General features: G+C 36.5%; 25 protein-coding genes and 1 other annotated feature. All 25 genes read left to right on the top strand.

Annotated features, from left to right (window positions below; all coding sequences use genetic code 11):
* Positions 1-9: 9 nt before the first annotated feature.
* The 25 genes from KHA97_RS07075 (at position 10) to KHA97_RS06955 (ending at position 22,179) form a co-directional block, all read left to right on the top strand.
* Entirely contained in the window at positions 10-1,674 is a 1,665-nt protein-coding gene (locus KHA97_RS07075) for a GspE/PulE family protein (RefSeq protein ID WP_213123988.1), read from the top strand.
* An 8-nt stretch (positions 1,675-1,682) separates the two neighbouring features.
* Entirely contained in the window at positions 1,683-2,723 is a 1,041-nt protein-coding gene (locus KHA97_RS07070; RefSeq protein ID WP_213123987.1) for a type IV pilus twitching motility protein PilT, read from the top strand.
* Positions 2,723-3,934 (top strand): type II secretion system F family protein, encoded by a 1,212-nt coding sequence (locus KHA97_RS07065; RefSeq protein WP_213123986.1) that lies wholly within the window; start codon positions 2,723-2,725, stop codon positions 3,932-3,934. The genes KHA97_RS07070 and KHA97_RS07065 overlap by 1 nt, the downstream gene beginning before the upstream one ends.
* A gap of 85 nt (positions 3,935-4,019) precedes the next feature.
* The gene (locus KHA97_RS07060) at positions 4,020-4,469 is read left to right on the top strand and encodes a type II secretion system protein (protein ID WP_213123985.1); all 450 of its coding nucleotides are present in this window, start codon (positions 4,020-4,022) and stop codon (positions 4,467-4,469) included.
* Between the two features lie 13 nt (positions 4,470-4,482).
* Positions 4,483-5,220, top strand: coding sequence for a prepilin peptidase (locus KHA97_RS07055; protein WP_213123984.1), 738 nt, complete (start codon positions 4,483-4,485; stop codon positions 5,218-5,220).
* A 21-nt stretch (positions 5,221-5,241) separates the two neighbouring features.
* On the top strand, positions 5,242-6,201 hold the full coding sequence (pilM, locus tag KHA97_RS07050) for a type IV pilus biogenesis protein PilM (RefSeq protein WP_213123983.1): 960 nt from the start codon (positions 5,242-5,244) through the stop codon (positions 6,199-6,201).
* Positions 6,201-6,791, top strand: coding sequence for a PilN domain-containing protein (locus KHA97_RS07045; protein WP_213123982.1), 591 nt, complete (start codon positions 6,201-6,203; stop codon positions 6,789-6,791). Before pilM ends, KHA97_RS07045 begins: the two co-directional genes overlap by 1 nt.
* Entirely contained in the window at positions 6,791-7,507 is a 717-nt protein-coding gene (locus KHA97_RS07040) for a GspMb/PilO family protein (RefSeq protein WP_213123981.1), read from the top strand. Before KHA97_RS07045 ends, KHA97_RS07040 begins: the two co-directional genes overlap by 1 nt.
* 105 nt (positions 7,508-7,612) lie before the next feature.
* The gene (locus KHA97_RS07035; RefSeq protein WP_213123980.1) at positions 7,613-8,614 is read left to right on the top strand and encodes a hypothetical protein; all 1,002 of its coding nucleotides are present in this window, start codon (positions 7,613-7,615) and stop codon (positions 8,612-8,614) included.
* Between the two features lie 152 nt (positions 8,615-8,766).
* Complete coding sequence (locus KHA97_RS07030; protein ID WP_213123979.1) at positions 8,767-9,342, top strand: Maf family protein; 576 nt, start codon at positions 8,767-8,769, stop codon at positions 9,340-9,342.
* A gap of 22 nt (positions 9,343-9,364) precedes the next feature.
* Complete coding sequence (radC, locus tag KHA97_RS07025; protein WP_325167419.1) at positions 9,365-10,054, top strand: RadC family protein; 690 nt, start codon at positions 9,365-9,367, stop codon at positions 10,052-10,054.
* 212 nt (positions 10,055-10,266) lie between these two features.
* Complete coding sequence (locus KHA97_RS07020; RefSeq protein ID WP_213123978.1) at positions 10,267-11,289, top strand: rod shape-determining protein; 1,023 nt, start codon at positions 10,267-10,269, stop codon at positions 11,287-11,289.
* A 561-nt stretch (positions 11,290-11,850) separates the two neighbouring features.
* Complete coding sequence (mreC, locus tag KHA97_RS07015; RefSeq protein WP_213123977.1) at positions 11,851-12,717, top strand: rod shape-determining protein MreC; 867 nt, start codon at positions 11,851-11,853, stop codon at positions 12,715-12,717.
* Entirely contained in the window at positions 12,717-13,235 is a 519-nt protein-coding gene (gene mreD / locus KHA97_RS07010; protein WP_213123976.1) for a rod shape-determining protein MreD, read from the top strand. The genes mreC and mreD overlap by 1 nt, the downstream gene beginning before the upstream one ends.
* 131 nt (positions 13,236-13,366) lie before the next feature.
* Entirely contained in the window at positions 13,367-14,056 is a 690-nt protein-coding gene (gene minC / locus KHA97_RS07005; protein WP_213124340.1) for a septum site-determining protein MinC, read from the top strand.
* Entirely contained in the window at positions 14,049-14,858 is an 810-nt protein-coding gene (gene minD / locus KHA97_RS07000) for a septum site-determining protein MinD (protein WP_213123975.1), read from the top strand. Before minC ends, minD begins: the two co-directional genes overlap by 8 nt.
* 391 nt (positions 14,859-15,249) lie before the next feature.
* A complete protein-coding gene (locus tag KHA97_RS06995) occupies positions 15,250-16,005 on the top strand; it encodes a M23 family metallopeptidase (protein WP_213123974.1) in 756 nt (251 codons plus the stop codon).
* Entirely contained in the window at positions 15,998-16,864 is an 867-nt protein-coding gene (locus tag KHA97_RS06990; protein WP_213123973.1) for a site-2 protease family protein, read from the top strand. The genes KHA97_RS06995 and KHA97_RS06990 overlap by 8 nt, the downstream gene beginning before the upstream one ends.
* A 75-nt stretch (positions 16,865-16,939) precedes the next feature.
* Positions 16,940-18,427, top strand: coding sequence for an Rne/Rng family ribonuclease (locus KHA97_RS06985; RefSeq protein WP_213123972.1), 1,488 nt, complete (start codon positions 16,940-16,942; stop codon positions 18,425-18,427).
* Between the two features lie 26 nt (positions 18,428-18,453).
* Positions 18,454-18,535, top strand: a sequence feature (ribosomal protein L21 leader region).
* A 14-nt stretch (positions 18,536-18,549) separates the two neighbouring features.
* Positions 18,550-18,858, top strand: a complete 309-nt coding sequence (rplU, locus tag KHA97_RS06980; RefSeq protein ID WP_213123971.1) for a 50S ribosomal protein L21 — start codon at positions 18,550-18,552, stop codon at positions 18,856-18,858.
* A gap of 12 nt (positions 18,859-18,870) precedes the next feature.
* The gene (locus KHA97_RS06975) at positions 18,871-19,200 is read left to right on the top strand and encodes a ribosomal-processing cysteine protease Prp (RefSeq protein WP_213123970.1); all 330 of its coding nucleotides are present in this window, start codon (positions 18,871-18,873) and stop codon (positions 19,198-19,200) included.
* Between the two features lie 16 nt (positions 19,201-19,216).
* Positions 19,217-19,501, top strand: coding sequence for a 50S ribosomal protein L27 (gene rpmA / locus KHA97_RS06970; RefSeq protein ID WP_213123969.1), 285 nt, complete (start codon positions 19,217-19,219; stop codon positions 19,499-19,501).
* Between the two features lie 133 nt (positions 19,502-19,634).
* Entirely contained in the window at positions 19,635-20,165 is a 531-nt protein-coding gene (locus KHA97_RS06965) for a Spo0B C-terminal domain-containing protein (RefSeq protein WP_213123968.1), read from the top strand.
* Positions 20,166-20,195: 30 nt separating this feature from the next.
* Positions 20,196-21,488 (top strand): GTPase ObgE, encoded by a 1,293-nt coding sequence (gene obgE, locus KHA97_RS06960; RefSeq protein WP_213123967.1) that lies wholly within the window; start codon positions 20,196-20,198, stop codon positions 21,486-21,488.
* A gap of 235 nt (positions 21,489-21,723) precedes the next feature.
* Positions 21,724-22,179, top strand: coding sequence for an ACT domain-containing protein (locus KHA97_RS06955; protein ID WP_213123966.1), 456 nt, complete (start codon positions 21,724-21,726; stop codon positions 22,177-22,179).
* The last annotated feature ends 104 nt before the right edge of the window (positions 22,180-22,283 follow it).

Genomic DNA, 22,283 nt, shown 5'->3' with positions numbered 1-22,283 from the left:
GTGATAGAAATGGTTAAGACGAGGAAACGACTAGGTGATTTATTAGTTGAATCTGGAATTATTACAGAAAATCAGCTTAAACAGGCCTTGTCGGAACAAAATCAGAGTCAAAGACTTGGTGATACATTAGTTCAAAAAGGCTATATTACAGAACAGCAATTAATTGAAGTTTTGGAATTTCAGCTTGGTATCCCTCATATTAGTTTGTATCGTTATCCTTTTGATTCAAAATTAATTTCAATCATATCCAAGGATGTTGCTAAAAGGAATCTAATTATTCCTCTAAAAAAGGAAGGGGATAAACTGTTTGTTGCAATGGCGGATCCTATGGATTTTTATACGATAGAGGATTTAAGATTGGCAACAGGGTTTCATGTTGAAGCTGCGATTGCAACAAAGGATGATATTTTAAGAGCTATAAATAAATATTACGATATGGATGATCATTTTGAAGAATTAGAGGTACAAATTCCCGGTGCTGTTCAAGTAGTAGAACGTGAAGAGATTACAGATCAAGATTCTCCAATCGTAAAACTTGTAAATCAAATTTTTACGAATGCTTTTGTTCAAAGAGCGAGTGATATACATATTGACCCACAAGATGCTAAAATAGTCATCCGATACCGAGTCGATGGTTTCCTTCGAACAGAACGAACTCTCCCGAAGTATATGCAGAGTGTATTGACAGCAAGAATTAAAATTATGGCAAATTTAGATATTACTGAACATCGTATCCCTCAAGATGGCAGGATAAAAACCAATGTGGATTTTCGTCATATCGATGTACGCGTATCTACATTGCCGACTGTATTTGGTGAAAAAATTGTGTTAAGGATAATGGATTTAAGCAGTAGACTGAATGACCTTAACCAATTAGGCTTTAACAAGAAAAATTTAAATAGATTATTAAATATGATTGAGAAACCTAACGGAATTATTCTGATTACAGGTCCTACTGGTTCCGGGAAATCATCCACTTTATATGGTGCACTCAATCATTTGAATAATGAACAGGTCAATATCATTACGATTGAAGATCCAGTGGAATATCAATTAGAAGGCATTAACCAAATACAAATCAATTCAAATGTTGGTTTAACATTTTCTGCTGGTTTACGGTCCATTTTGCGTCAAGACCCTAATATTATTATGGTTGGAGAAATCCGCGATAAAGAAACGGTAGAAATTGCTATTCGAGCATCGTTGACGGGACATCTTGTATTATCGACCATTCATACAAATGATTCCTTAAGCACGGTTACTCGACTTTTTGATATGGGAGTAGAACCATTTTTAATTGCAAATTCCGTTACTGGGATTGTAGCACAACGTCTCGTTAGAAAAGTATGTCGTGATTGTGCTGAAGAACATACGCCTACAGAGAGGGAAAAAGAAATATTCACTAAAAGAGGAATTGAAATCGAGCGGATTGTTCGTGGACGTGGATGTGCTTCTTGTAATATGACGGGATATCGCGGGCGGATTGCCATTCAAGAAGTTCTAGAAATAAATGATGACCTACGAAACGCCATGATGAATAACGAACCATTTACAAGATTGAGAGAATTAGCGGTAGAGAATGGAACTATCTTTTTAATTGATGATGGATTATTAAAAGTTCAACAAGGAATCACAACGACAGAAGAAGTTTTGCGAATTGCGATAGTGGAGTAGGTGAGCGAATGGAGAACAAGAGTAATACATTATTGACATCCGCCTATGAATTAGGAGCATCCGACCTTCATTTAACAGTTGGTGTTCCTCCAATCATGCGAATAAATGGTGCATTAAAAAGATATGGACGTGAAGAGCTTTTGCCAAACGATACCGAATCGATAGCAAAGTCACTTATTCCTTCACACCTTTGGGATGTTTTTAAAGAAAAAGGAGAAATTGATTTTTCTTATGGCATCCCCGGGATATCGCGCTTTCGTGTCAATGCTTTTCATCAACGATCATGTGTGGCGTTGGCGATTCGTGTGATACCAACCCATATTCCAACTTTGGATGATTTAAAGCTTCCTCCAATATTAAAAAAACTTTGTGAAAAACCTCAAGGATTATTCCTTGTTACCGGTCCTACTGGGAGCGGTAAATCAACAACTCTTGCGGCGATGATTGATTATATGAATAACACAATGAATAAACATATTATCACGTTGGAAGATCCGATTGAATATTTGCATAAGCACGGAATATCGATTATTGATCAACGTGAAGTAGGTTTTGATACACGAAGTTTTGAACAAGGATTAAGAAGTGCTTTGAGACAGGATCCCGATGTTATCCTTGTTGGAGAAATGCGAGATCTTGAAACCATTCAGACGGCTATTACTGCAGCAGAAACTGGGCATCTTGTTTTGGGAACATTGCATACAGCAAGTGCATCTTCAACGATAGACCGAATAATTGATGTATTTCCTTCTGCACAACAAACACAAATAAGAATACAGCTTGCATCTGTATTAACAGGAATCATCTCTCAGAGACTTTTCCCGACGATAGATAAGAAAGGGAGAGTAGCAGCAACGGAAATGCTTGTACATAATGCTGCGATAGCCAATTTAATTCGTAATGAAAAAATCCATCAAATTCCAAATGTGTTGCAAACATCGAGAAATGAAGGGATGCATCTATTAGAGGCAAGTATTAGGGACTTAGTATCGGCTGAACAAATCTCAAAAGAAATTGCTCACCCATACCTTAAAGGAAATGACGTATAATGGCACGTTTTAAATATAAAGGCCGCAATAGACAAAAAATCGTTACTGGAAAAATAAATGCAAGTTCAAGACGCGAAGCAATGGAGAAATTGAACGATGATGGGGTCCGCGTGATAGAGATTGAAGAAATACCCGAATCATTTTTAACGAAAGATATCTCATTTGGAGGATCTGTTAAGGTATTGCATCTCATTGTTTTTTTAAGGCAATTTTCTACACTTCTTAAAGCTGGGATAACTGTAGTCGATGCTACTAAACTTTTATCTGCGCAAACGGAAAGCAAAATCCTTAGTAAAGTATTGAAGCAGGTAGAAGGGGATTTAAGAGAGGGACAAACCTTATCGGAAACTCTCGGGAAGCATCCGAAAATCTTTAATTCTCTTTTTATAAATTTCGTAAAAGCTGGGGAAATCTCCGGGACGATGGAAGAGACGTTTGATCGCTTAAGTGTTCATTATGAAAAACAATATCGAACCAAACAAAAATTTATATCGGCCATTTCTTATCCAATCGTTGTAGGTTTTATTGCTATAGCAGTCGTTATTTTTCTTCTTGTAGGTGTTGTTCCAACGTTTGTCTCAATGTTTGACGGTTTTGGGGGAGAGCTACCCAAAATTACGAAATTTGTACTTGGAGTAAGTGATTTTGCAAAGCGTTACTGGATATTATTGATTCTAATTTTATTACTTTTAACTTTTGGTCTATTTGCACTAAACAAAAATATGAAAACAAAGTACTATATAGATTTAATTGTTCTTAGACTTCCAGTTATTGGGCTGATTGTCCAAAAAGCAAATATTGCAAGAATGTCGAGAACACTTAGCTCCATGCTCGCAAGCTCTGTTTCTATTTTGCAGGCGCTCGCAATGGTAGAAAAGGTCATTGGTAATCATGTAATGGCAGAAGTCATTAAAAAATCAAGAGTATCATTGGAGGAAGGGAAATCTCTAGCAAAACCAATTGAAGAACATTGGGCATTCCCTCCGCTCGTATCACAAATGATCGTAATTGGTGAAGAATCAGGTTCACTAGATACGATGTTAGCTAAAGTCGCTGATTTTTATGAAAATGAAGTGGATGAAGCTACAGAGCGTATGAAAGCTTTAATAGAACCAATGATGATCGTCTTTCTCGCCGGTTTAGTAGGAGTAATTGTGACTTCCATTGTCATTCCAATGTTTGAGATTTTCGACAATATTCAAAACTACTAAAAGGATATTGTCATAATATGCATAGTATGAGATATTATGGGCATAAGGAACTAGAAAACTAGTTTTTATAAAAGGAGGAAAAACAATGTTTGAAAAGCTCCGTAAACTATTAAAAAACCAACGCGGTCTTACATTAGTAGAGTTGCTTGCTGTAGTTGTGATTTTGGGAATTATATCAGCGATTGCTGTGCCGAGTATTGGTGGATTGATTAACAATTCTAAGAAGGATGCACATATTGGGAATGCTCAGACGATGGTAAATGCGGTGAAGTTGATGGCTACTGCTGAAGAGTTAACATTCAGTGATGACAAAGCCACAGTTACTTTAGGGACATTAGTGACTGATAATTATTTGGATAAAATTAAGGATCCATCTGGTAATGGTTATGACGAAAAAAATACAGTAGTAACTGTTGTAAAGAAATCAGATAATACTTATGACTATTCAGTAAAATTAATTTCAACAAATGATGTTCCTTATTTAGATGGTGATCCTTTTACGATTAAAAGAAATAACGTTAAGCTAAAAAAATAAATTATTAACTATTATGATATTAATTATTATCTACGCCCTACTCCTCGGCTCCTTCTTCAACGTCGTGGGGCTTCGGGTTCCATTAAAGCAGTCAGTCGTTAAGCCGCGGTCAGCATGTCCAGGTTGTGGACATACTTTAAAAGCTATTGAACTAATACCTGTTTTATCCTATCTCATTCAAGGGGGAAAATGCCGCCATTGTAAAATGCGGGTTTCTCCCCTTTACCCGATAATGGAACTATTTACAGCGTTACTATTTGTATTTGCTTATTGGAAAATAGGATGGTCGCTTGAACTCATTTTTGCTTGGACGTTGATTTCTTTATTTATCATTATTTTCATAACAGATATTACATATATGCTTATCCCCGATCGTATTCTCCTATACTTTCTATCTATTTTTCTAATTGAACGAATCAATATGCCTCTTAATCCTTGGTGGGATTCTCTTCTTGGGGCAGCGATTGGATTCACGCTTTTACTTATGATCGCGGTTATTAGTAAAGGTGGAATGGGAGGAGGGGATATTAAACTTTTTGGTGTGATTGGGTTTGCTCTTGGCTCCAAGCTAGTCTTGTTATCGTTTTTTGCCGCTTCTGTCTTTGGAGGATTGTTTGGAATTATTGGCATGGCGTTTGGCCGTTATAAAAAAGGCGAATCGATTCCATTTGGTCCTTTTATAGGCATTGGCACTCTCGTTGTATATTTTTATCATCAAAACATCTTAGATTGGTATTTTTCATTTTTATAGATAGCAAAGGGAGTTTTTGAAATGGCATTCCAGTTATTTAAACGCAGTCTTAAAACGGCTAATATTGTTTTTACGGATAAGAGTATCCGTTTCATGGAAACAGTCCATAAGTCCGAGCTTGAAATTTTGCAAATGGATGAACAGCCTCTTACTCCCGGCACCATAAAAGATGGAAGAATTGTCGATGATGAAATGTTGAGACTTGTCCTAGAGCAATGTGTCGATAAATGGAAATTAAAAAGACGTGAGGTGCGTTTTTTAATTCCCGATCCGTTTATCATTGTTCGCCAAGTCAAAGTGCCTGCTGAAATTCAAGAAGATGAATTAAATGGTTATTTATTTCTTGAAACTGGCACAACCATTCATCTTCCATTTGAAGACCCAGTTATAGATTCTGTCATTCTTCGAAAAGAGGAACGCGAACAGGATATTTTACTTGTCGCGGCACCAAGGGAAATCGTTGATTCCTATATTAGACTTTTAGAAGATGTTAAATTAAAGCCAGTCGTTGCCGAGATATCCCCACTATCCTTATATAGATTTTATAAAACGTCGGGTATGGCAAAAAAAGATGATCATATTATGCTTTTGAATTGTGATGAGGATTTATTAACAATGTCTATTTTTCATCAAGATATTCCTATTTTTGTACGACCGATTACTGCCGACTCTCTCCAACAAAGCATTATTGAGATGATTGGTGAAGATGATGCCTTTTACATAGATGATGCCATCATTGAAATCGAAAAAGTAATGGACTTTTATCGTTATACGTTGAATCAAGGAAAGGTAGCAATTAGTCGAGTCATTTTAAGTGGAGATCATGGTGAACTATCGATCATCGAAGAAAGATTAAGAACTCGTTTACAAATACCTATTGAACAGTATGATTTAGAGAAATACACTGCGGGAGATGGAAGGGCGGTTTTTCCATCCCATATTTCTATTCTTGGTTTGTCACTTAAAGAGGTGGATTCATAATGAATATTAATTTGATTCCACCAAGAAAAAAGAAATCGTATTTTCTTTTTTATAGCTTCTTAATTATTTTTATCGTAACCATTTTATTCAGTTCTATATTATTTTTACAAATTCAAGCAAAAAAAGACCATATCCTTTCATTAGAAAAAGAACGACAACAAATACAAAAATTAGTTGAGATTGAAAATAGTAAACTTAATGAAGCGCAAATAACTAGTTCAACAGATATTTTATATGAAACTATTACACGAGTGGAAAAGGATCGGATTGATGCAGTACCCCTTCTGAGTCATCTTATTTCGCTTTTATCGGAAAGAGGATTTTTTGAATCGATAGACTATCAGCTAGACGGGGATGTTCAATTATCTGTTCAATTTGATTCAAGTAGAGATGCGGCCTATTATTTACACGAATTGCTCCAATCTTCTTGGTTAACTGATGCAAAAATCATATCCATTACTGCAAAGGAAGAAATAGAAGACGCCAATAATAAGGAACATGAGAATGTTCTACGCTATACGGCATCTTACCAACTATCATTAAATAAAGCGTATATAAAAGAGATACAATCTGAAGGAGGCACCGAATAATGCCACTTCAATGGATAAAAAATAGATGGTTTATCGTTTTTGTAACGGCCTTTACTTTGTTTATTTTATTGTTTTTAATTTATTATGTTCAATTTCTACCTGCTGCAAATAAGGCAGAGATTCTTGAAAATGAACTGAATACTGAGAAAAAAATGCTGGAAGTTTTAGAAGAAAAAACGGCAAATGAACAGAAAAATATCGTAGAAAGTTCTTTTTCTCTGCAAAAGAAAATTCCTGTAAAGCCATTGACGGATCAATTCATTTTACATATTGAAAAAGCAGAAACGGTTTCTGATGTGTTTATAAAAGATATGGGTATATCAGAAGGTGAGCATCCAAGTGTAGATGGGCAAGAACAGTCTGATATCTCAATAAAGGATGAGGAAAAAAGCGATCAATCTTCTGAACTTAAAAAAGTAACGGTCTCTCTTTCATTAGATGCGGAAAATTATTTTGATTTTGAAGCTTTTCTGAAGTATCTTGAATCGCAAAACCGAATCGTGCAAGTTGAACAAATTTCTGTTGAAGCACCTGGAGAAAGAATAAATGCAGATGATGAGAAACAACCGCTTCATTTCAATGTTACGATCTCAGCATTTTATATTCCAGAGTTAAAAGATTTAATAGACCAGGCGCCTAAGATAGATTCACCTGCACCCGCAAATAAAAAAGATCCATTCAACAATTTTCCCAATATTGAAAGAGAAAAGAAATAAAAATTGACGAAAACCTTTTTGTCATAGACGACAAAAGTTTCGTCTTTTTTTTATGCTTGTATGATAGGATGAAACAAAATTTATGTGCGGGAGGCGGGGAGATGAATGGATAATGAAAAAGGGGAGCGCAATTCAACAATAAAAATTAAATTAAATGGTAGAGAACAGACATTTTCAGAAGAAACTGCCATTCATGATTGGCAATCGGCTACAAAAGAAACTTCTGCAGCTTCATCAGAAGAAACAGCAGAAGAAGATTTTGAGTGGGTTTTGCCTAATGTGGAAAAAAATGAAGTTCCTGAGTATAAGATTATCAATGCAACAAATGACGATATAAGAAATCTTCCCGTCAAAACGTGGAAAAAAAATATCAAACCAGGATTCAGGGGATTATTTCTTTCTGTTTTTCTAGCAATTGCTGTCGGTTTAATAATAGGACTTATTATTTTTAAAACGGTCATCCAAACGGAAGATAGCCACGTAGCCCTAAAAGAAACTGCTACTCCTCCAGTAGTTGAAAAAGAAACTAAAAAGGAAATGTATTCTTTAACACTTCCAGACATTACGATACCTGTACTTCAAGGGGGGCAATATTCTACCGAAGAAGCTGCTGTTTCTGCAGGTGAGAATTTATCAGAATTTGGTGTTGGGAAAACCGTAATAGAAATAGAGGGAAAATACTACTTATTTATCGGCGTATCAGGGGACTTATCGACAGCTAAATCATGGGTAAGTAAATTAAAGGATCAAGGCTTGGAAGAGGTATGGGCAAAGGAGATATCGATAAGTGGGAATACAATAGAATTAGCTTCAAAAGAAGAAGGAGATCGATTAAAAAGTGAAATCAACATGTTTCCGAAGCTTGCTGAAGAATCTACAAACGGATACATCAAAGGGGTAGTGAGTGAAGAAGTTTTAGTAGAGTCCGAAAAAGCAATAATTGGAACCTTCAATGAGGGATTGGCTAAAAACCTTCATAGTGACCTTGAAACAGCTCAAAAACATCTTAAAAATTTCCAAGCATCCGAATCTGCTCGTAACGAATTATTACAAGCACAACAAGCTTTGTTGGATTTTGTGAAAATATATTATGGGAAAAGTAATTAAGGGGACTAGTCCCCTTTTTTGTATTGTTTCTTTACAAGCACTTTGATACGATAGAGTTATGTATCTCCCTTAGCTAATAAGAATAACTGCTTTCATCATGTCAACTGCAAAACAAAAACTTTTTCCTTATATAAGAAAGGATGGCCTTGTCCATGGATCACCTCGTATTAGCTTCCGGTTCACCTCGAAGAAAAGAAATCCTCAAGAAACTAAACATTCCTTTTACTACATTTTCACCAAATGCCGACGAAACTCAACCAACAGGACTAGCTCCATCGGAAATTGTCATGGCACTCGCTTTACGTAAAGTAAACGTTGCATCAGAGCATTTTCCAGTCTCCGTTATTATTGGGTCAGATACGATTGTTGTGTGTAATGATCTTATTCTCGGTAAGCCTCAAAATGTGGATGAAGCAAAACAAATGCTAAAAAAACTCTCGGGAAATATTCATTCAGTATATACAGGCGTAGCCATTAAGCATGATTCCAAGGTAGAAACTTTTTTTGAAAAAACTGATGTAGAATTTTGGGAGTTAACAGAAACTGACATTCAACATTATATTGAGAGTGGAGAGCCCTTTGACAAAGCAGGTGCCTACGGCATACAGGGGCAAGGAGCACTCCTCGTAAAATCGATTACAGGAGATTATTATTCTGTCGTTGGTCTTCCGATTTCCCGTTTATACCGTAGCCTGATAGAATTTGGGTTCAACATTCCTCCCAACTAGAAATTTAAGGAGGAAATTGTAGTTGAAAACTGAAACCTTAATGATCCGTGATTTTCCAATTGATGAGCGTCCTCGTGAACGTCTCATCAACAATGGAGCAGAAAGTTTGTCAAATCATGAATTATTGGCGATTTTATTAAGGACGGGCACTAAATCCGAATCGGTCATCCAATTGGCTAATCGACTTTTAACCCAATTTGGAGGACTCATGTGGCTAAAGGATGCAGCACTTGAAGAAATGACAAACTTGAAAGGAATTGGACAAGCGAAAGCTGTGCAAATTGCAGCTGCAGTTGAATTAGGCAGAAGAATAAGCAATCTATCATATGATGAAAGATATGTTATTCGAAGTCCGGAAGATGGGGCAAACTATGTTATGAACGATATGCGTTTTCTTACTCAAGAACATTTCGTTGCCCTATATTTAAACACGAAAAACCAAGTTATCCATCGTCAAACAATCTTCATAGGCAGCTTAAATGCCAGCATCGTACATCCTCGCGAGGTTTTTAAAGAAGCTATTCGACGCTCAGCAGCTTCTATTATATGCCTGCATAATCATCCATCAGGAGATCCATCACCTTCCCGCGAAGATATTGAAGTAACAAAGCGGTTAGTCGAATGTGGAAAAATGGTAGGGATAGAGCTCCTTGATCATTTAATCATCGGCGATAAAAAATATGTCAGCATGAAAGAAAAAGGGTATATGTGACACTAGGATTTTAAAAAATGTTAAGCTATAATTAGATTTGTGATTTTTATGAGTAATGTAGTTGAATGATAAGTTATAACACTGAAATTTGAATTGAAATGTAAAAAAGTGCTGTATTGGACAGGCTATAGAATAAACCTTAATCATTTTTGAAAGTATAGGGAGCAGATGCGTATATAAATGCATTTGGCATGAGAAAGGGAGATACATTCATGTTTGGATTTGGAACGAAAGACCTTGGAATAGATTTAGGAACTGCCAATACACTTGTCTTTGTAAAAGGAAAAGGAATTGTATTGCGTGAACCTTCAGTTGTTGCATTACAAACTGATTCTAAAAAAATTGTGGCGGTTGGAAATGACGCAAAAAATATGATCGGGCGAACTCCCGGACATATAGTTGCCCTTAGACCTATGAAAGATGGAGTTATCGCCGATTATGAAACGACTGCGGCAATGATGAAATACTACATAAAACAGGCGACGAAAAGAAAAGGTTTCTTCGGTGGAAAACCTCATGTAATGGTTTGTGTTCCATCTGGAATTACTGCTGTTGAACAAAGAGCTGTCTTGGACGCTACTAAGGAAGCAGGAGCAAAGGAAGCTTATACAATTGAAGAGCCATTTGCTGCAGCAATAGGAGCTAATTTACCTGTATGGGAACCAACAGGAAGTATGGTCGTTGATATTGGTGGAGGAACTACAGAAGTTGCCGTTATTTCTTTGGGCGGAATTGTAACGAGTATGTCAATCCGGATCGCTGGGGATAAAATGGACGAATCCATTATTTCGTATATTCGAAAAGCGTATAATTTATTAATAGGTGATCGTACTGCGGAAGCAATTAAATTAGAAATAGGATCAGCTGGAGGAACAGATGGAATCCCTCCTATGGAAATACGTGGTCGTGACTTATTAACCGGACTTCCTAAAACGATAGAAATCACTGCAGAAGAAATTGCAGAGGCACTTCGAGATACTGTTAACGCCATCATTGATGCTGTCGTAAATACGCTAGAAAAAACTCCTCCGGAACTTGCAGCTGATATAATGGATCGAGGTATTGTGCTTACTGGTGGAGGTGCCTTACTTCATAATTTGGATAAGATTATGAGTTATGAAACAGATTTGCCAGTTTTAATCGCAGATGATCCGTTGGATTGTGTTGCAATAGGAACAGGAATTGCACTGGAACATATCCATCTATTTAAAAATAAAGTAAAAGATATGCGTTAAGAGCTACTTGCGCCGTTTTTACGGCGCTTGCGTTTTTACATTGTATATTGACGAAAAGTTGTAAAATTATGCTTACTACAGTACTTGAACTTTTTTTAATGAATGACATAATAAAGAATAAAATTTTTTAGTGTCTAGCTTCTAAGCTATCGACCTACAAACTTCTCTTCCTTTTTCATTTGCGTAAAGTCAACATCGATACTTCCTATTTGTCCCGTCCACGACTTAAATAGCCTGAGTTTTAAAAGTCAAAGAGCTACTTTTATGACTCACAACATTAATTGTCGGTGGAAGTACAATGTGGTTGAGGAATGCGTTGAAACATACCCTGATGTGCAAATGCAGGCGTATCGACAGGATGTCGCTGCCTGAGCTCATAACAGAACGTTGCGCCTTAACTTTCCTTCTTCTCGTTGAATCATCTTGTTATCTTTATCGCAAATTTTGGGTTGAAAAGATATCTCGACTAAAACTACCAATTTCTTATGTTTTCGTCGATGGACTTAAATTATTGTACGTCGATAAGCAAGGCGCCTAGGCTTTTCATATGAGGTGTAAATCATGTCACACTTTTTTCTAAACAAACGTCTGATTATCTTACTTATAAGTATTATTATTCTAGTGTCTTTAATTGGCTTTTCTTTGGGAGATAGAGAGAATATTTCACGTCCTGAGCAATTTGTAAAAGACGTTGTTGGTTTTGGTCAATCACTTATTTCGAAGCCGGCGCAGGGAATTGCAAACTTTTTTGGTAATGTTCAAGATCTTCAAAATACATACACGGAAAATAAAAAGCTGAAGACACGATTAGAAGGGCTGGCAAAGCTTGAAAAGGAAATATCGGATTTAAAAAGAGATAACGAAGAATTACGTAATGTATTAAATAAAACGGATAATCTCCGTGATTATAAAGCAATTCAAGCAACTGTCATCAGTCGAGCACCAGATCGTTGGTTTGAAAAAATTACGATTGATAAAGGGAGTAAAAGCGGAGTTGAAACCGATATGGCTGTTATGACAGCAAAAGGGTTGGTCGGTAAAGTCGTAAGTACTTCCCCTATGACAGCTACTGTTGAACTTCTTAGTTCTGATAATAAAAAAAATAGAGTTGCTGCTGAAATACAAGGAAAAGAGCATGTTTTTGGGCTGATCGATGGTTATGATAAAGAAAAGAAAATGCTCATTATGAAAGATATCGTAATCGAACAAGAAATCAAGCCAGGGCAGAATGTGGTTACATCGGGCCTTGGAGGTGTCTTTCCAAAAGCACTTGATATCGGTAAAGTTAAAGAAGTCGCAGTCGACCGTTTTGGTTTAACGCAGACTGCCTATGTTGAACCTTCTGCTGATTTTTACGGATTTGAGCATGTATTGGTCATTGACCGTAAAATGAAATTTACAGAAGATCAAACGAAGGAGGGGGAATGATGAAACGCTGGATTCTTCCCTTCCTTTTAACTTTAACTTTTTATTTTGAGAGTGTTTTTGTAGAGTTTTTGCCAGAGAAAATATTTGGACAGGAATGGATCCTTGTTCCCCGTTTTTTAATCATATTGCTTATGATCATGGGAATTAGCTATTTTAGAAATCGCACACTTATTTATGCTGCTGTTTTCGGATTATTATTTGATATTTATTTTAACGAAATCATTGGAGTATATTTAGTTCTTTTTCCCATTGGAGTATATATATCATCAAAATTAATGAAATATATTTTTGCTAATTTTTTTACAGTATTCCTACTATCAATGATAAGCCTATCGTTCATTGAAATTCTAATATATGGAATGAATATCCTCGTGTTACGAAAACATATGATTTTTGATGAGTTTGTAATGATTCGATTAGTGCCAACGCTTATTTTGAATGCTATATTTTTAATTATTATATATTTTCCATTCAACAGATTTTTAATGAATCTGAAAAAAGAAGAGATGAATGAATAAATTTTTCTGTAATAAGAGGAAAATCGATGTAGTTTGTCGAATTTAGCAATAGATATACTGATAAATAGATGTAGTATTGAAAGGAGATATGAGGGCACTTTTTGCAGGTTGAGTCTCCTTGCCCGGAACACATGAAAAACAGACAAAATGTTATGATAAAAGGAACAAAGAGCGGTCTTTCATTACAATTAAATGATCGCTGTTCATATGAGGATTTATTGATAGAGTTGGAAGAAAAACTTGCAGATTTGCAGGGGGTGGATATAGATAGCCCTCTTATTTCTGTACGCATTCATTCTGGCAATCGCTATCTAAATTCTGATCAGCAAGAACAATTAAAGGAAATGATTCGCAAGAAACAAAACTTAATAGTTGAAGAGATAGAAAGTAATGTAATAACAAAACAGGAATCAAAGGCCATTATAGATGAACAGGAAGTCACTTCTGTCGCGACAGTCGTAAGATCCGGACAAATATTAGAAGTACCGGGTGATTTATTGCTTGTTGGTGATGTTAACCCAGGAGGCACTGTAAGAGCGGCTGGCAACATTTTTATTATGGGCACTCTAAAAGGCATTGCCCACGCAGGCTATACAGGAAGAAATGAAGCCGTGATTGTAGCTTCATTTATGACTCCGTCCCAGCTAAGAATATCTGATTGTATTAGCCGTGCTCCAGATCATTACGATAAAGAGGATCATCATCTAATGGAATGTGCATACATAGATGCAAGACATCAAATTGTCATCGATCGATTACAGATTTTAAAACATATACGACCAAATATTACTAGATTAAAAGGGGGACTATACAATGGGTGAGGCAATTGTAATAACTTCGGGTAAAGGAGGAGTCGGAAAAACTACAACTTCGGCCAACCTGGGGACAGCTCTTGCTCTGCAGGGTAAAAAAGTATGTCTCATAGATACCGATATTGGTCTAAGAAATCTAGATGTAGTACTTGGTCTGGAAAATCGCATTATTTACGACTTAGTAGATGTTGTTCAAGGTAGGTGCAAGTTACATCAAGCGATTGTGAAAGATAAAAGGTTTGAAGACAAGTTATTTCTTCTACCTGCAGCACAAACTAGCGATAAAACAGCTGTATCGCCTGAACAAATGAAAAAACTCGTTAATGAAATGAAGCCCGAGTATGATTACATATTAATAGACTGTCCTGCTGGAATTGAGCAAGGATACAAAAATGCAGTTGCTGGAGCTGATAGGGCTATTGTCGTTACAACTCCCGAAATTTCTGCAGTTCGAGACGCTGACCGAATCATTGGTTTGTTGGAAAAAGAAGAAAATATCGAACCTCCAAAATTAATCATCAATCGTATCCGCAGTCAGATGATGAAAGATGGGGATGTGCTGGATGTTGACGAAATCGCTCAACACTTATCGATAGACTTAATTGGGATTGTACAAGATGATGTTGATGTAATCAGATCTTCTAATCAAGGAGAGCCGATTGCACTAGACCCGAATAGTAAGGCATCTATCGCCTATCGAAATATTGCGAGAAGAATTTTAGGTGAATCCGTACCTCTCCAATCCCTGGATGATGAGAAAACAGGGGTCTTTGCAAAACTGAAAAAGCTATTTGGTGTTGGGGCTAAATAATTTTTATGAACCATACGTTCAATTTATTTGAATGTATGGTTTTTTATTTGAGGAAATAATTATTATTCCTAATCATGTGCTGTTCGAAAAGCAGTATCAGCTGTTGATCAAGCTGTTCAAAGAGCCTGTGACCATGAGAAGATCGCAGAATTGGTCCGTTTGAACTGTCCAAAGGGCACATCAAAGTGCCGACCCAAATAAATTAGTATTCGCAAATTGCTAAATTGCCACCAAGACTAGAAACAATATTTACTATATCCAAGTGTAAAGCCTAACTACTGAAAGTACCTTTAATTCGATGAGCTTTAACACCCGCTTTTTCTATTATGTAAGCATATTCTTAAAGGACAAGTCATAGCTTATTACAAATAATAAAGGGAGATGGGGGAGAATGAGTAGAAGAGCCGATGAAATCAGGAAGCGAATCAGTAAACGGCGCAAGCAAAATAATCCAAACAGGGAGAGGTTAAGTCCAACTTCATTTATTAATGAGGAATTCGAGTCACCTATTTATGAATCTGACCCTAAAGACTCCCTTCATCCACTTTGGAATCGTGATATCTTTTTATTTAAAATCCTTGTGTCTGCAGTCCTCGTTCTTGTTATCGCTGTTATGTTCCAATCAACTTCACCTAACCTTAATCCAATCAAAATCGGTATTAAAAAAACGATGGAGAAAGAGTTTCAATTTGCGGCAGTTGCTGATTGGTATGAAAAGCAATTTGGAAAACCGTTGGCTCTTCTTCCTCCACTTGAAAAAGAAAAGTCAGCTAATGCAGATAAAGAAGAGAATTACGCTATGCCGGTTTCAGGAACAATTTTAGAAGATTTTTCTGTGAATGGCAAAGGGATTATTATGCAAACGGGAACAAATGCAAAGGTTGAAGCGATGACAGGAGGCGTCGTCATATTTGCTGGTCCTAAGGAAGATATCGGTCAAACCGTTATTATTCAACATCCGGACCATTCTGAAACATGGTATGGGATGTTAGATAAAATTTCCGTTAAACCACGTGAACAAGTAGAAGCTGGGAAAAATCTTGGAATTGTATCAACGGGGAAAGAAGGAATGACCGGAGAATTTTACTTTGCAATTAAACAAAATGATAAGTTTATTGATCCTATTCAGGTGATGAAATTTGAATAAATATGGCATTCTTTTAAAAGGGATTCAAATTCATCCATTATTTTGGATAGTTGCAGGTATTGCCATTATTACAGGTCATTTTTGGCAATTACTGTTCTTATTTATGATTGTTTTTACTCATGAAATCGGACATGCTGCAGCTGCTGCACATTTTGGATGGAAAATTAAGCGGATATTGATATTGCCATTTGGTGGTGTATGTGAGGTGGATGAACATGGCAATCGTCAAATAAATGAGGATTTAGTAGTAATCCTCGCAGGGCCACTGCAACATTTAATAATCGCTGCTCTAATCCCCGTTCTTGTTATGCTATCTTTTTTACCTACTGATTTTGCCAAACAAATATCACTATATAATATCATGATACTATTGTTCAATCTTATTCCAGTCTGGCCACTGGATGGAGGGAAATTGGTCCAGCTCTTCCTTTCCACTCGACACCCTTATATAAAAGCATGTAGACTATCGTTAATGAGTTCATTTATAGTTTTACTATTCCTACATGCAATACTCCTTCTTTTTTACCCATTTAATATAAATGTATGGATTATATTACTGTATTTGGATATCACTTTATGGACTGATTGGAAACAGCAAGGATATGTTTTTATGCGATTTTTATTGGAAAGACATTATGGAAAAAACATAAATTTTTCCCAACTGCAGCCGATTGAAGCGAGAGGGGAAGATTATTTGCATGATGTTTTAGAGAAATTTAAACGTGGGTGTAAACATTTAATCTATGTAGGAGGAAGAAATAGCAGTCTGGGAAAATTGGATGAAAACGAAATTCTCCATGCTTATTTTACAGAGAAACGGGTCAGTGCCCAGCTAAAGGATCTTGTATACGATGATTGACTACAAATAAATAGATAGCTAAAGTATAAGTACTGGCATATGCCAGGTTTATTTTTTATTGCGGGTGAGTGAAAAATGAATGCAATATTTATTGATACAAAAACAGCTGAAAAAAGATTTGCCGTAAAAGAAGATGGAATCGTTACAAGGTTCTTTGTGGAGCAGCCGAGTGATGCTTCGGAAGTTGGCAATATTTATTTAGGAAAAGTAGAAAGTGTAAAAGCGGGAATGAATGCTGCATTCGTTGATATTGGCAAAGAAAAGAATGGCTTTTTGCAAAAGGATCAGCTTCCAGCTTTTATTCATTCTACTGATCCTCGAAAGAAAGAGATGCCTATTTCGAAATTTATTACAGAAGGTGAAAAGCTCCTTGTTCAAGTTAAAAAGGATGAAACTGGTTTGAAAGGTGCTTTGTTAACGGCAGTTATTGAAATACCTGGTGAAAAATCTATCTATATGCCTGAAGGAAAATATATTGCGGTCTCGAAAAAAGCAGATGAATCCATTAGAAATAAATGGAGAGAAATTGCTCGCAATAATAAGGTTGATAGAGAAGGTTTTATTATTCGTACAGAAGCATTTTCGGGTAATGAAGAAGATTGGAAGAAAGAGGCTAATCAGCTTAAAGATATATATGCATCTATTCAAAAAATGAAAAACAGTGTAAAAGCTCCAGCATTACTAAAGAAAAAATCATTGTTTCATGATGAAATCACTCGCGAAATAATGCGTCTTAATAATGGGGAGCTTTATTACAATGACAAAAAAGAGTTGGAACTAATAAAAAAATGTCTTCCCGATGAATTGAAGTGGAACGTCATCTTTCATCAAGAGAAGGAAGGTATTTTTTCAAAATATGGTCTTGAAAATGATATGGAAAAAGCTCTAAAACCAATCGTATGGTTAAACAATGGTGCGTATATAGTAATCAATGAAACAGAAGCGGCTGTAATAATCGATGTAAATACAGGTAAATTTACAGGAAAACAAGTCGTTAAAGAGACGGTTGTTCAAACAAATATGTTAGCTGCAAAGGAAATTGCAAGACAATTGTGCCTCCGCGATTATAGTGGAATGATTTTAATTGATTTTATTGATATGGAAACGAATGAAGATAAAAGAAAAGTGAAGAAAATCTTAGAGGAAGAACTGAAAAAAGATCCGAAGCAAACACGCGCTATCGGCTTTACACCTCTTGGAATATTTGAAGTAACAAGAAAACGGACTCGACAACCACTTTCTAAAATATTGAAGACGAAATGTACTGCATGTAATGGAACGGGACTCGTGGAAAGTCCTGAAACGATGGCATTTCGACTAGAACGTGAGCTGTATGAAATTTCTACAGATGATCATGAAGCCGTTTTGATAGAAATTGATAAAAAAACAATGGACGCGTTTAAAGGAGAAGGAAATCGCCATCTTGGAAGAATAGAAGGACTTTTACATGTTAAAATCTTTTTTAAGGTGATTCAATCTGAAATATTTCATTATCATATCCGACAATTTGGAACAGTGGCTGAGATAAAAGCGAAAGCTATTGACATGCATAGTGGCATATGATAGTATTTTCATGTTAGTTTGTAGCACCCGTGCTACAACCGCACAGCTCAGGTACATAAGATTTTGATTTTCTCAAAACACCTGAATCTGGCGAGTCTTAGTCTATTAAGGAGGTGCAGTTTATGTACGCAATCATTGAAACTGGTGGAAAGCAATTAAAAGTTGAAGAAGGTCAAGCAATCTACATTGAGAAATTAGATGCAGTTGAAGGTGATACTTTCACTTTTGACAAAGTTCTTTTTGTAGGCGGCGAAAATGTAAAAGTAGGTAGCCCATTTGTAGAAGGTGCTACTGTTACAGCTAAAGTTGAAAAACAAGGCCGTGCGAAAAAAATTGTTGTCTTCAAGTATAAATCGAAGAAAAACTACCATAAAAAACAAGGTCATCGTCAGCCTTATACAAAAGTTGTTGTTGATAAAATCAACGCATAAGGCGGATGTCTTATGATTTTTGTTAAAGTTGAAAAGACGCTAGATGGTAGAATCAGATCCTTCACGATGGATGGACACGCTAATTTCGCTGATAACGGGCAGGATATCGTTTGTGCCGGAGCATCTGCTGTTGCTTTTGGAAGTGTGAATGCCATTATCGCTTTAACAGGTGTTGAGCCAGAAATCGAACAGTCAGAGAGCGGTTTTTTGAAATGTACATTTCCTGCCGAAATGACTGGTGAATCCTATGATCGGGTTCAGCTTTTACTTGAAGGTATGATTGTTTCTCTACAAACGATTGAAAGAGATTATCAAGATTATATAAAAATAACTTTTTCATAAACAGGAGGTGGAACAAATGCTAAGATTGGATCTTCAATTTTTTGCATCCAAAAAAGGGGTAGGTTCTACTAAAAACGGACGTGATTCAGAAGCGAAACGCCTTGGCGCTAAGCGTGCAGATGGTCAATTTGTTTCTGGTGGATCAATTTTATATCGTCAACGCGGAACAAAAATTCATCCAGGTGAAAACGTTGGCCGCGGTAGCGATGACACTCTTTTTGCTAAAATCGACGGAGTTGTTCGTTTCGAACGCTTTGGTCGTGACAAGAAAAAAGTGAGTGTATATCCAAAGGCACAATAATTAGTGTGAAAAAAGCTCTAACCTTAAAAGGGTTAGGGCTTTTCTTTTTTTCACTAAAATTAAAATACTACCTCATATGGCAATATCTGTTATACTATAATAACGATTGAAGTTGGACAGAGAGGAAATAATGATGAATGAATTATTAAATGTAATAAATGTGATTCAAAATACACGACATGATTGGTTAAATAGAATTCAGTTAATTAAAGCTTATATTTCTCTCGGGAAACTCGATCAAGCAGAGAGAGTCATAAATGAGATTGTATTGGATACACAAAATGAAGCAAAATTGACAAATTTGAAGCTCCCTCAGTTTGCTGTCATATTATTAACACATAATTGGGGAAAATATGCTTTTAAAATTGAATATGAAATTGTTGATAACATTCGAACGGATATTGTTGATGATACGGTATTAACAAATTGGACTCAGACGTTCTTTAATGAGCTGAATCGTTGTGCAGATCCTCTTTCTGAAAATCATTTGTATATTACGTTAGAGCAACTTAATGATAATATCCATTTTCAATACCATTATAGTGGGTTATTAGATAATTCATCCCAATTAATCGGATGGTTAACAGAAGAAAAAAGTTTTCCAAAAGAAATTACTATACAGGAAGCAAACGATTCAGAAATGGTCATCGATGTTTTTTGCTAATTGGATGTTTTAGATTGGAGTGTTAGATTTATGTTCGTAGATCAGGTGAAAGTATATGTTAAAGGTGGAGACGGCGGTAATGGTATGGTTGCTTTCCGCCGTGAAAAATATGTTCCGATGGGTGGACCGGCAGGAGGAGATGGGGGTAAGGGGGCAAGCGTTGTATTTGAAGTCGATGAGGGATTAAGAACGTTAATGGATTTTAGATATCAGCGCCATTTCAAAGCTCCCCGCGGTGAACACGGAATGTCTAAAAGCCAACATGGTAAGGGAGCAGCTGATTTAATTGTAAAGGTTCCTCCAGGTACAGTAGTGACAGATGAAGAGACGAAAGAAATCATTGCCGACTTGGTAAATCATGGGCAGCAAGCCGTTATCGCAAAAGGTGGTAGAGGAGGACGTGGAAATATTCGCTTCGCCACACCAGCAAACCCTGCTCCGGAAATCGCTGAGAACGGAGAACCGGGACAAGAAAGAAATATTGTTCTCGAACTAAAAGTTTTGGCTGATGTTGGGCTTGTAGGCTTTCCGAGCGTAGGAAAATCGACCCTCCTATCTGTTGTTTCTGCCGCCAAACCGAAAATAGCCGAATATCATTTTACTACTATTGTTCCTAATCTTGGGGTCGTCGAAACAGGAGATGGGAGAAGCTTCGTCATGGCTGATCTTCCGGGGTTAATAGAAGGCGCTCACGAAGGAATTGGATTAGGCCATCAATTTTTACGTCATATTGAAAGAACGAGGGTTATCTTACATGTCATTGATATGTCGGGAATGGAAGGAAGAGACCCTTACGAGGACTATTGCACAATTAATGAAGAACTTAAGGAATATAACCTTCGTTTATTGGAAAGGCCGCAAATCATCGTTGCCAACAAAATGGATATGCCGGAAGCAGAAGGAAATTTGGAAGTATTTAAACAAAGTCTTAAAGAAGATTACCCAATTTTTCCGATATCAGCCGTCACTCAAAAAGGGTTGAAAGAGTTATTATTTGAAATTGCCAATCAACTAGAAAAAACTCCCGAGTTTCCTCTTAATGAAATATTGGAAGAAGATGAAACAATTAATCGGGTTATGTATAAACATGAAAAACCTGAAGATGAATTTTCTATTTCAAGAGATCCTGATGGAAGTTTTGTGATTAGCGGAGCTAAAATTGAACGATTATTTAAAATGACGGATTTTTCGCGTGATGAGTCAGTAAGACGTTTTGCTCGCCAATTAAGGGCAATGGGTGTAGATGATGCCCTTCGTGAACGAGGAGCAAAAGATGGAGATACGATACGTCTGCTAGAATTCGAATTTGAGTTTGTCGATTAGTTTTTATATTGAGTTCGGGAAGAATGCAATTATTATTTTGTATCTAGTTGCAGCGGCAATCGACTAGTAACTATCCTGACCTTTTCTTTTGCGTAAGGGGTAATTCGTACCTCTTCGTGTTTCCTTTATCTCTAGTTATAGGGGGAAAAGGAAAGTCGACCAAAACTGTAAAGTCCTATCGGTTTTTACGTCGATGAGCTAGGCTTTTCCACTTTTCTTTTAGGGGGATTGGGTAGTGGGGAAAAAAGAATATGATCAGAAGTTTTTTTTAGTAAGAGAAGATGTACTTCCAGAAGCAATGAAAAAAACGCTTGAAGCAAAAGAACTAATTGAACGTGGGAAATCAGCCTCAGTATGGGATGCTGTCCAGCAAGTAGATTTAAGCCGAAGTGCTTTTTATAAATATAGAGATACGGTCTTTCCATTTCATTTAGTAGTAAAAGAAAAAATTATTTCTTTGTTTTTTTTCCTTGAAGACAAACCTGGGGCGCTTTCTAAACTGCTAGGGACGGTGGCTGCCAATTCATGTAATGTTTTAACAATCCACCAAACGATTCCATTGCAGGGTCGGGCAAACGTCACGTTGTCGCTTGATGTTACAAATATGTCTGGGGATATAGATGAGTTGTTAGTAAACTTAAGAAGATTGGAATTTGTCGATAAAGTAGAAGTATTAAGCTCTGGAGGATAAAAGCTGAGACCCAAAATATGGGCCACAGTTTTTTCCTTACCAGGAAACTATATTCCTTTGTATTAAGACAATTTCCGTCTAGCTCAAGCAGCCACGCCTAAAAC

Origin of the sequence: Lederbergia citri, assembly GCF_018343625.1 — a bacterium.
Taxonomy (GTDB): Bacteria; Bacillota; Bacilli; order Bacillales; family Bacillaceae_C; genus Lederbergia; species Lederbergia citri.
This window is presented reverse-complemented; position numbering and strand designations above follow the sequence as displayed.

Bases quoted from the DNA above. Each gene is read 5' to 3' on its own strand.
- KHA97_RS06985 (WP_213123972.1), top strand. From the start codon at position 16,940: ATGAATGCAATATTTATTGATACAAAAACAGCTGAAAAAAGATTTGCC.
- KHA97_RS07035 (WP_213123980.1), top strand. From the start codon at position 7,613: ATGGATAATGAAAAAGGGGAGCGCAATTCAACAATAAAAATTAAATTA.
- KHA97_RS07070 (WP_213123987.1), top strand. From the start codon at position 1,683: ATGGAGAACAAGAGTAATACATTATTGACATCCGCCTATGAATTAGGA.
- pilM (WP_213123983.1), top strand. From the start codon at position 5,242: ATGGCATTCCAGTTATTTAAACGCAGTCTTAAAACGGCTAATATTGTT.
- KHA97_RS07060 (WP_213123985.1), top strand. From the start codon at position 4,020: ATGTTTGAAAAGCTCCGTAAACTATTAAAAAACCAACGCGGTCTTACA.
- rplU (WP_213123971.1), top strand. From the start codon at position 18,550: ATGTACGCAATCATTGAAACTGGTGGAAAGCAATTAAAAGTTGAAGAA.
- obgE (WP_213123967.1), top strand. From the start codon at position 20,196: ATGTTCGTAGATCAGGTGAAAGTATATGTTAAAGGTGGAGACGGCGGT.
- KHA97_RS07045 (WP_213123982.1), top strand. From the start codon at position 6,201: ATGAATATTAATTTGATTCCACCAAGAAAAAAGAAATCGTATTTTCTT.
- KHA97_RS06975 (WP_213123970.1), top strand. From the start codon at position 18,871: ATGATTTTTGTTAAAGTTGAAAAGACGCTAGATGGTAGAATCAGATCC.
- KHA97_RS07040 (WP_213123981.1), top strand. From the start codon at position 6,791: ATGCCACTTCAATGGATAAAAAATAGATGGTTTATCGTTTTTGTAACG.
- KHA97_RS07065 (WP_213123986.1), top strand. From the start codon at position 2,723: ATGGCACGTTTTAAATATAAAGGCCGCAATAGACAAAAAATCGTTACT.
- KHA97_RS06995 (WP_213123974.1), top strand. From the start codon at position 15,250: ATGAGTAGAAGAGCCGATGAAATCAGGAAGCGAATCAGTAAACGGCGC.
- KHA97_RS07030 (WP_213123979.1), top strand. From the start codon at position 8,767: ATGGATCACCTCGTATTAGCTTCCGGTTCACCTCGAAGAAAAGAAATC.
- minD (WP_213123975.1), top strand. From the start codon at position 14,049: ATGGGTGAGGCAATTGTAATAACTTCGGGTAAAGGAGGAGTCGGAAAA.
- KHA97_RS07075 (WP_213123988.1), top strand. From the start codon at position 10: ATGGTTAAGACGAGGAAACGACTAGGTGATTTATTAGTTGAATCTGGA.
- rpmA (WP_213123969.1), top strand. From the start codon at position 19,217: ATGCTAAGATTGGATCTTCAATTTTTTGCATCCAAAAAAGGGGTAGGT.
- mreD (WP_213123976.1), top strand. From the start codon at position 12,717: ATGAAACGCTGGATTCTTCCCTTCCTTTTAACTTTAACTTTTTATTTT.
- mreC (WP_213123977.1), top strand. From the start codon at position 11,851: ATGTCACACTTTTTTCTAAACAAACGTCTGATTATCTTACTTATAAGT.
- KHA97_RS07020 (WP_213123978.1), top strand. From the start codon at position 10,267: ATGTTTGGATTTGGAACGAAAGACCTTGGAATAGATTTAGGAACTGCC.
- KHA97_RS06965 (WP_213123968.1), top strand. From the start codon at position 19,635: ATGAATGAATTATTAAATGTAATAAATGTGATTCAAAATACACGACAT.
- minC (WP_213124340.1), top strand. From the start codon at position 13,367: ATGAAAAACAGACAAAATGTTATGATAAAAGGAACAAAGAGCGGTCTT.
- KHA97_RS07055 (WP_213123984.1), top strand. From the start codon at position 4,483: ATGATATTAATTATTATCTACGCCCTACTCCTCGGCTCCTTCTTCAAC.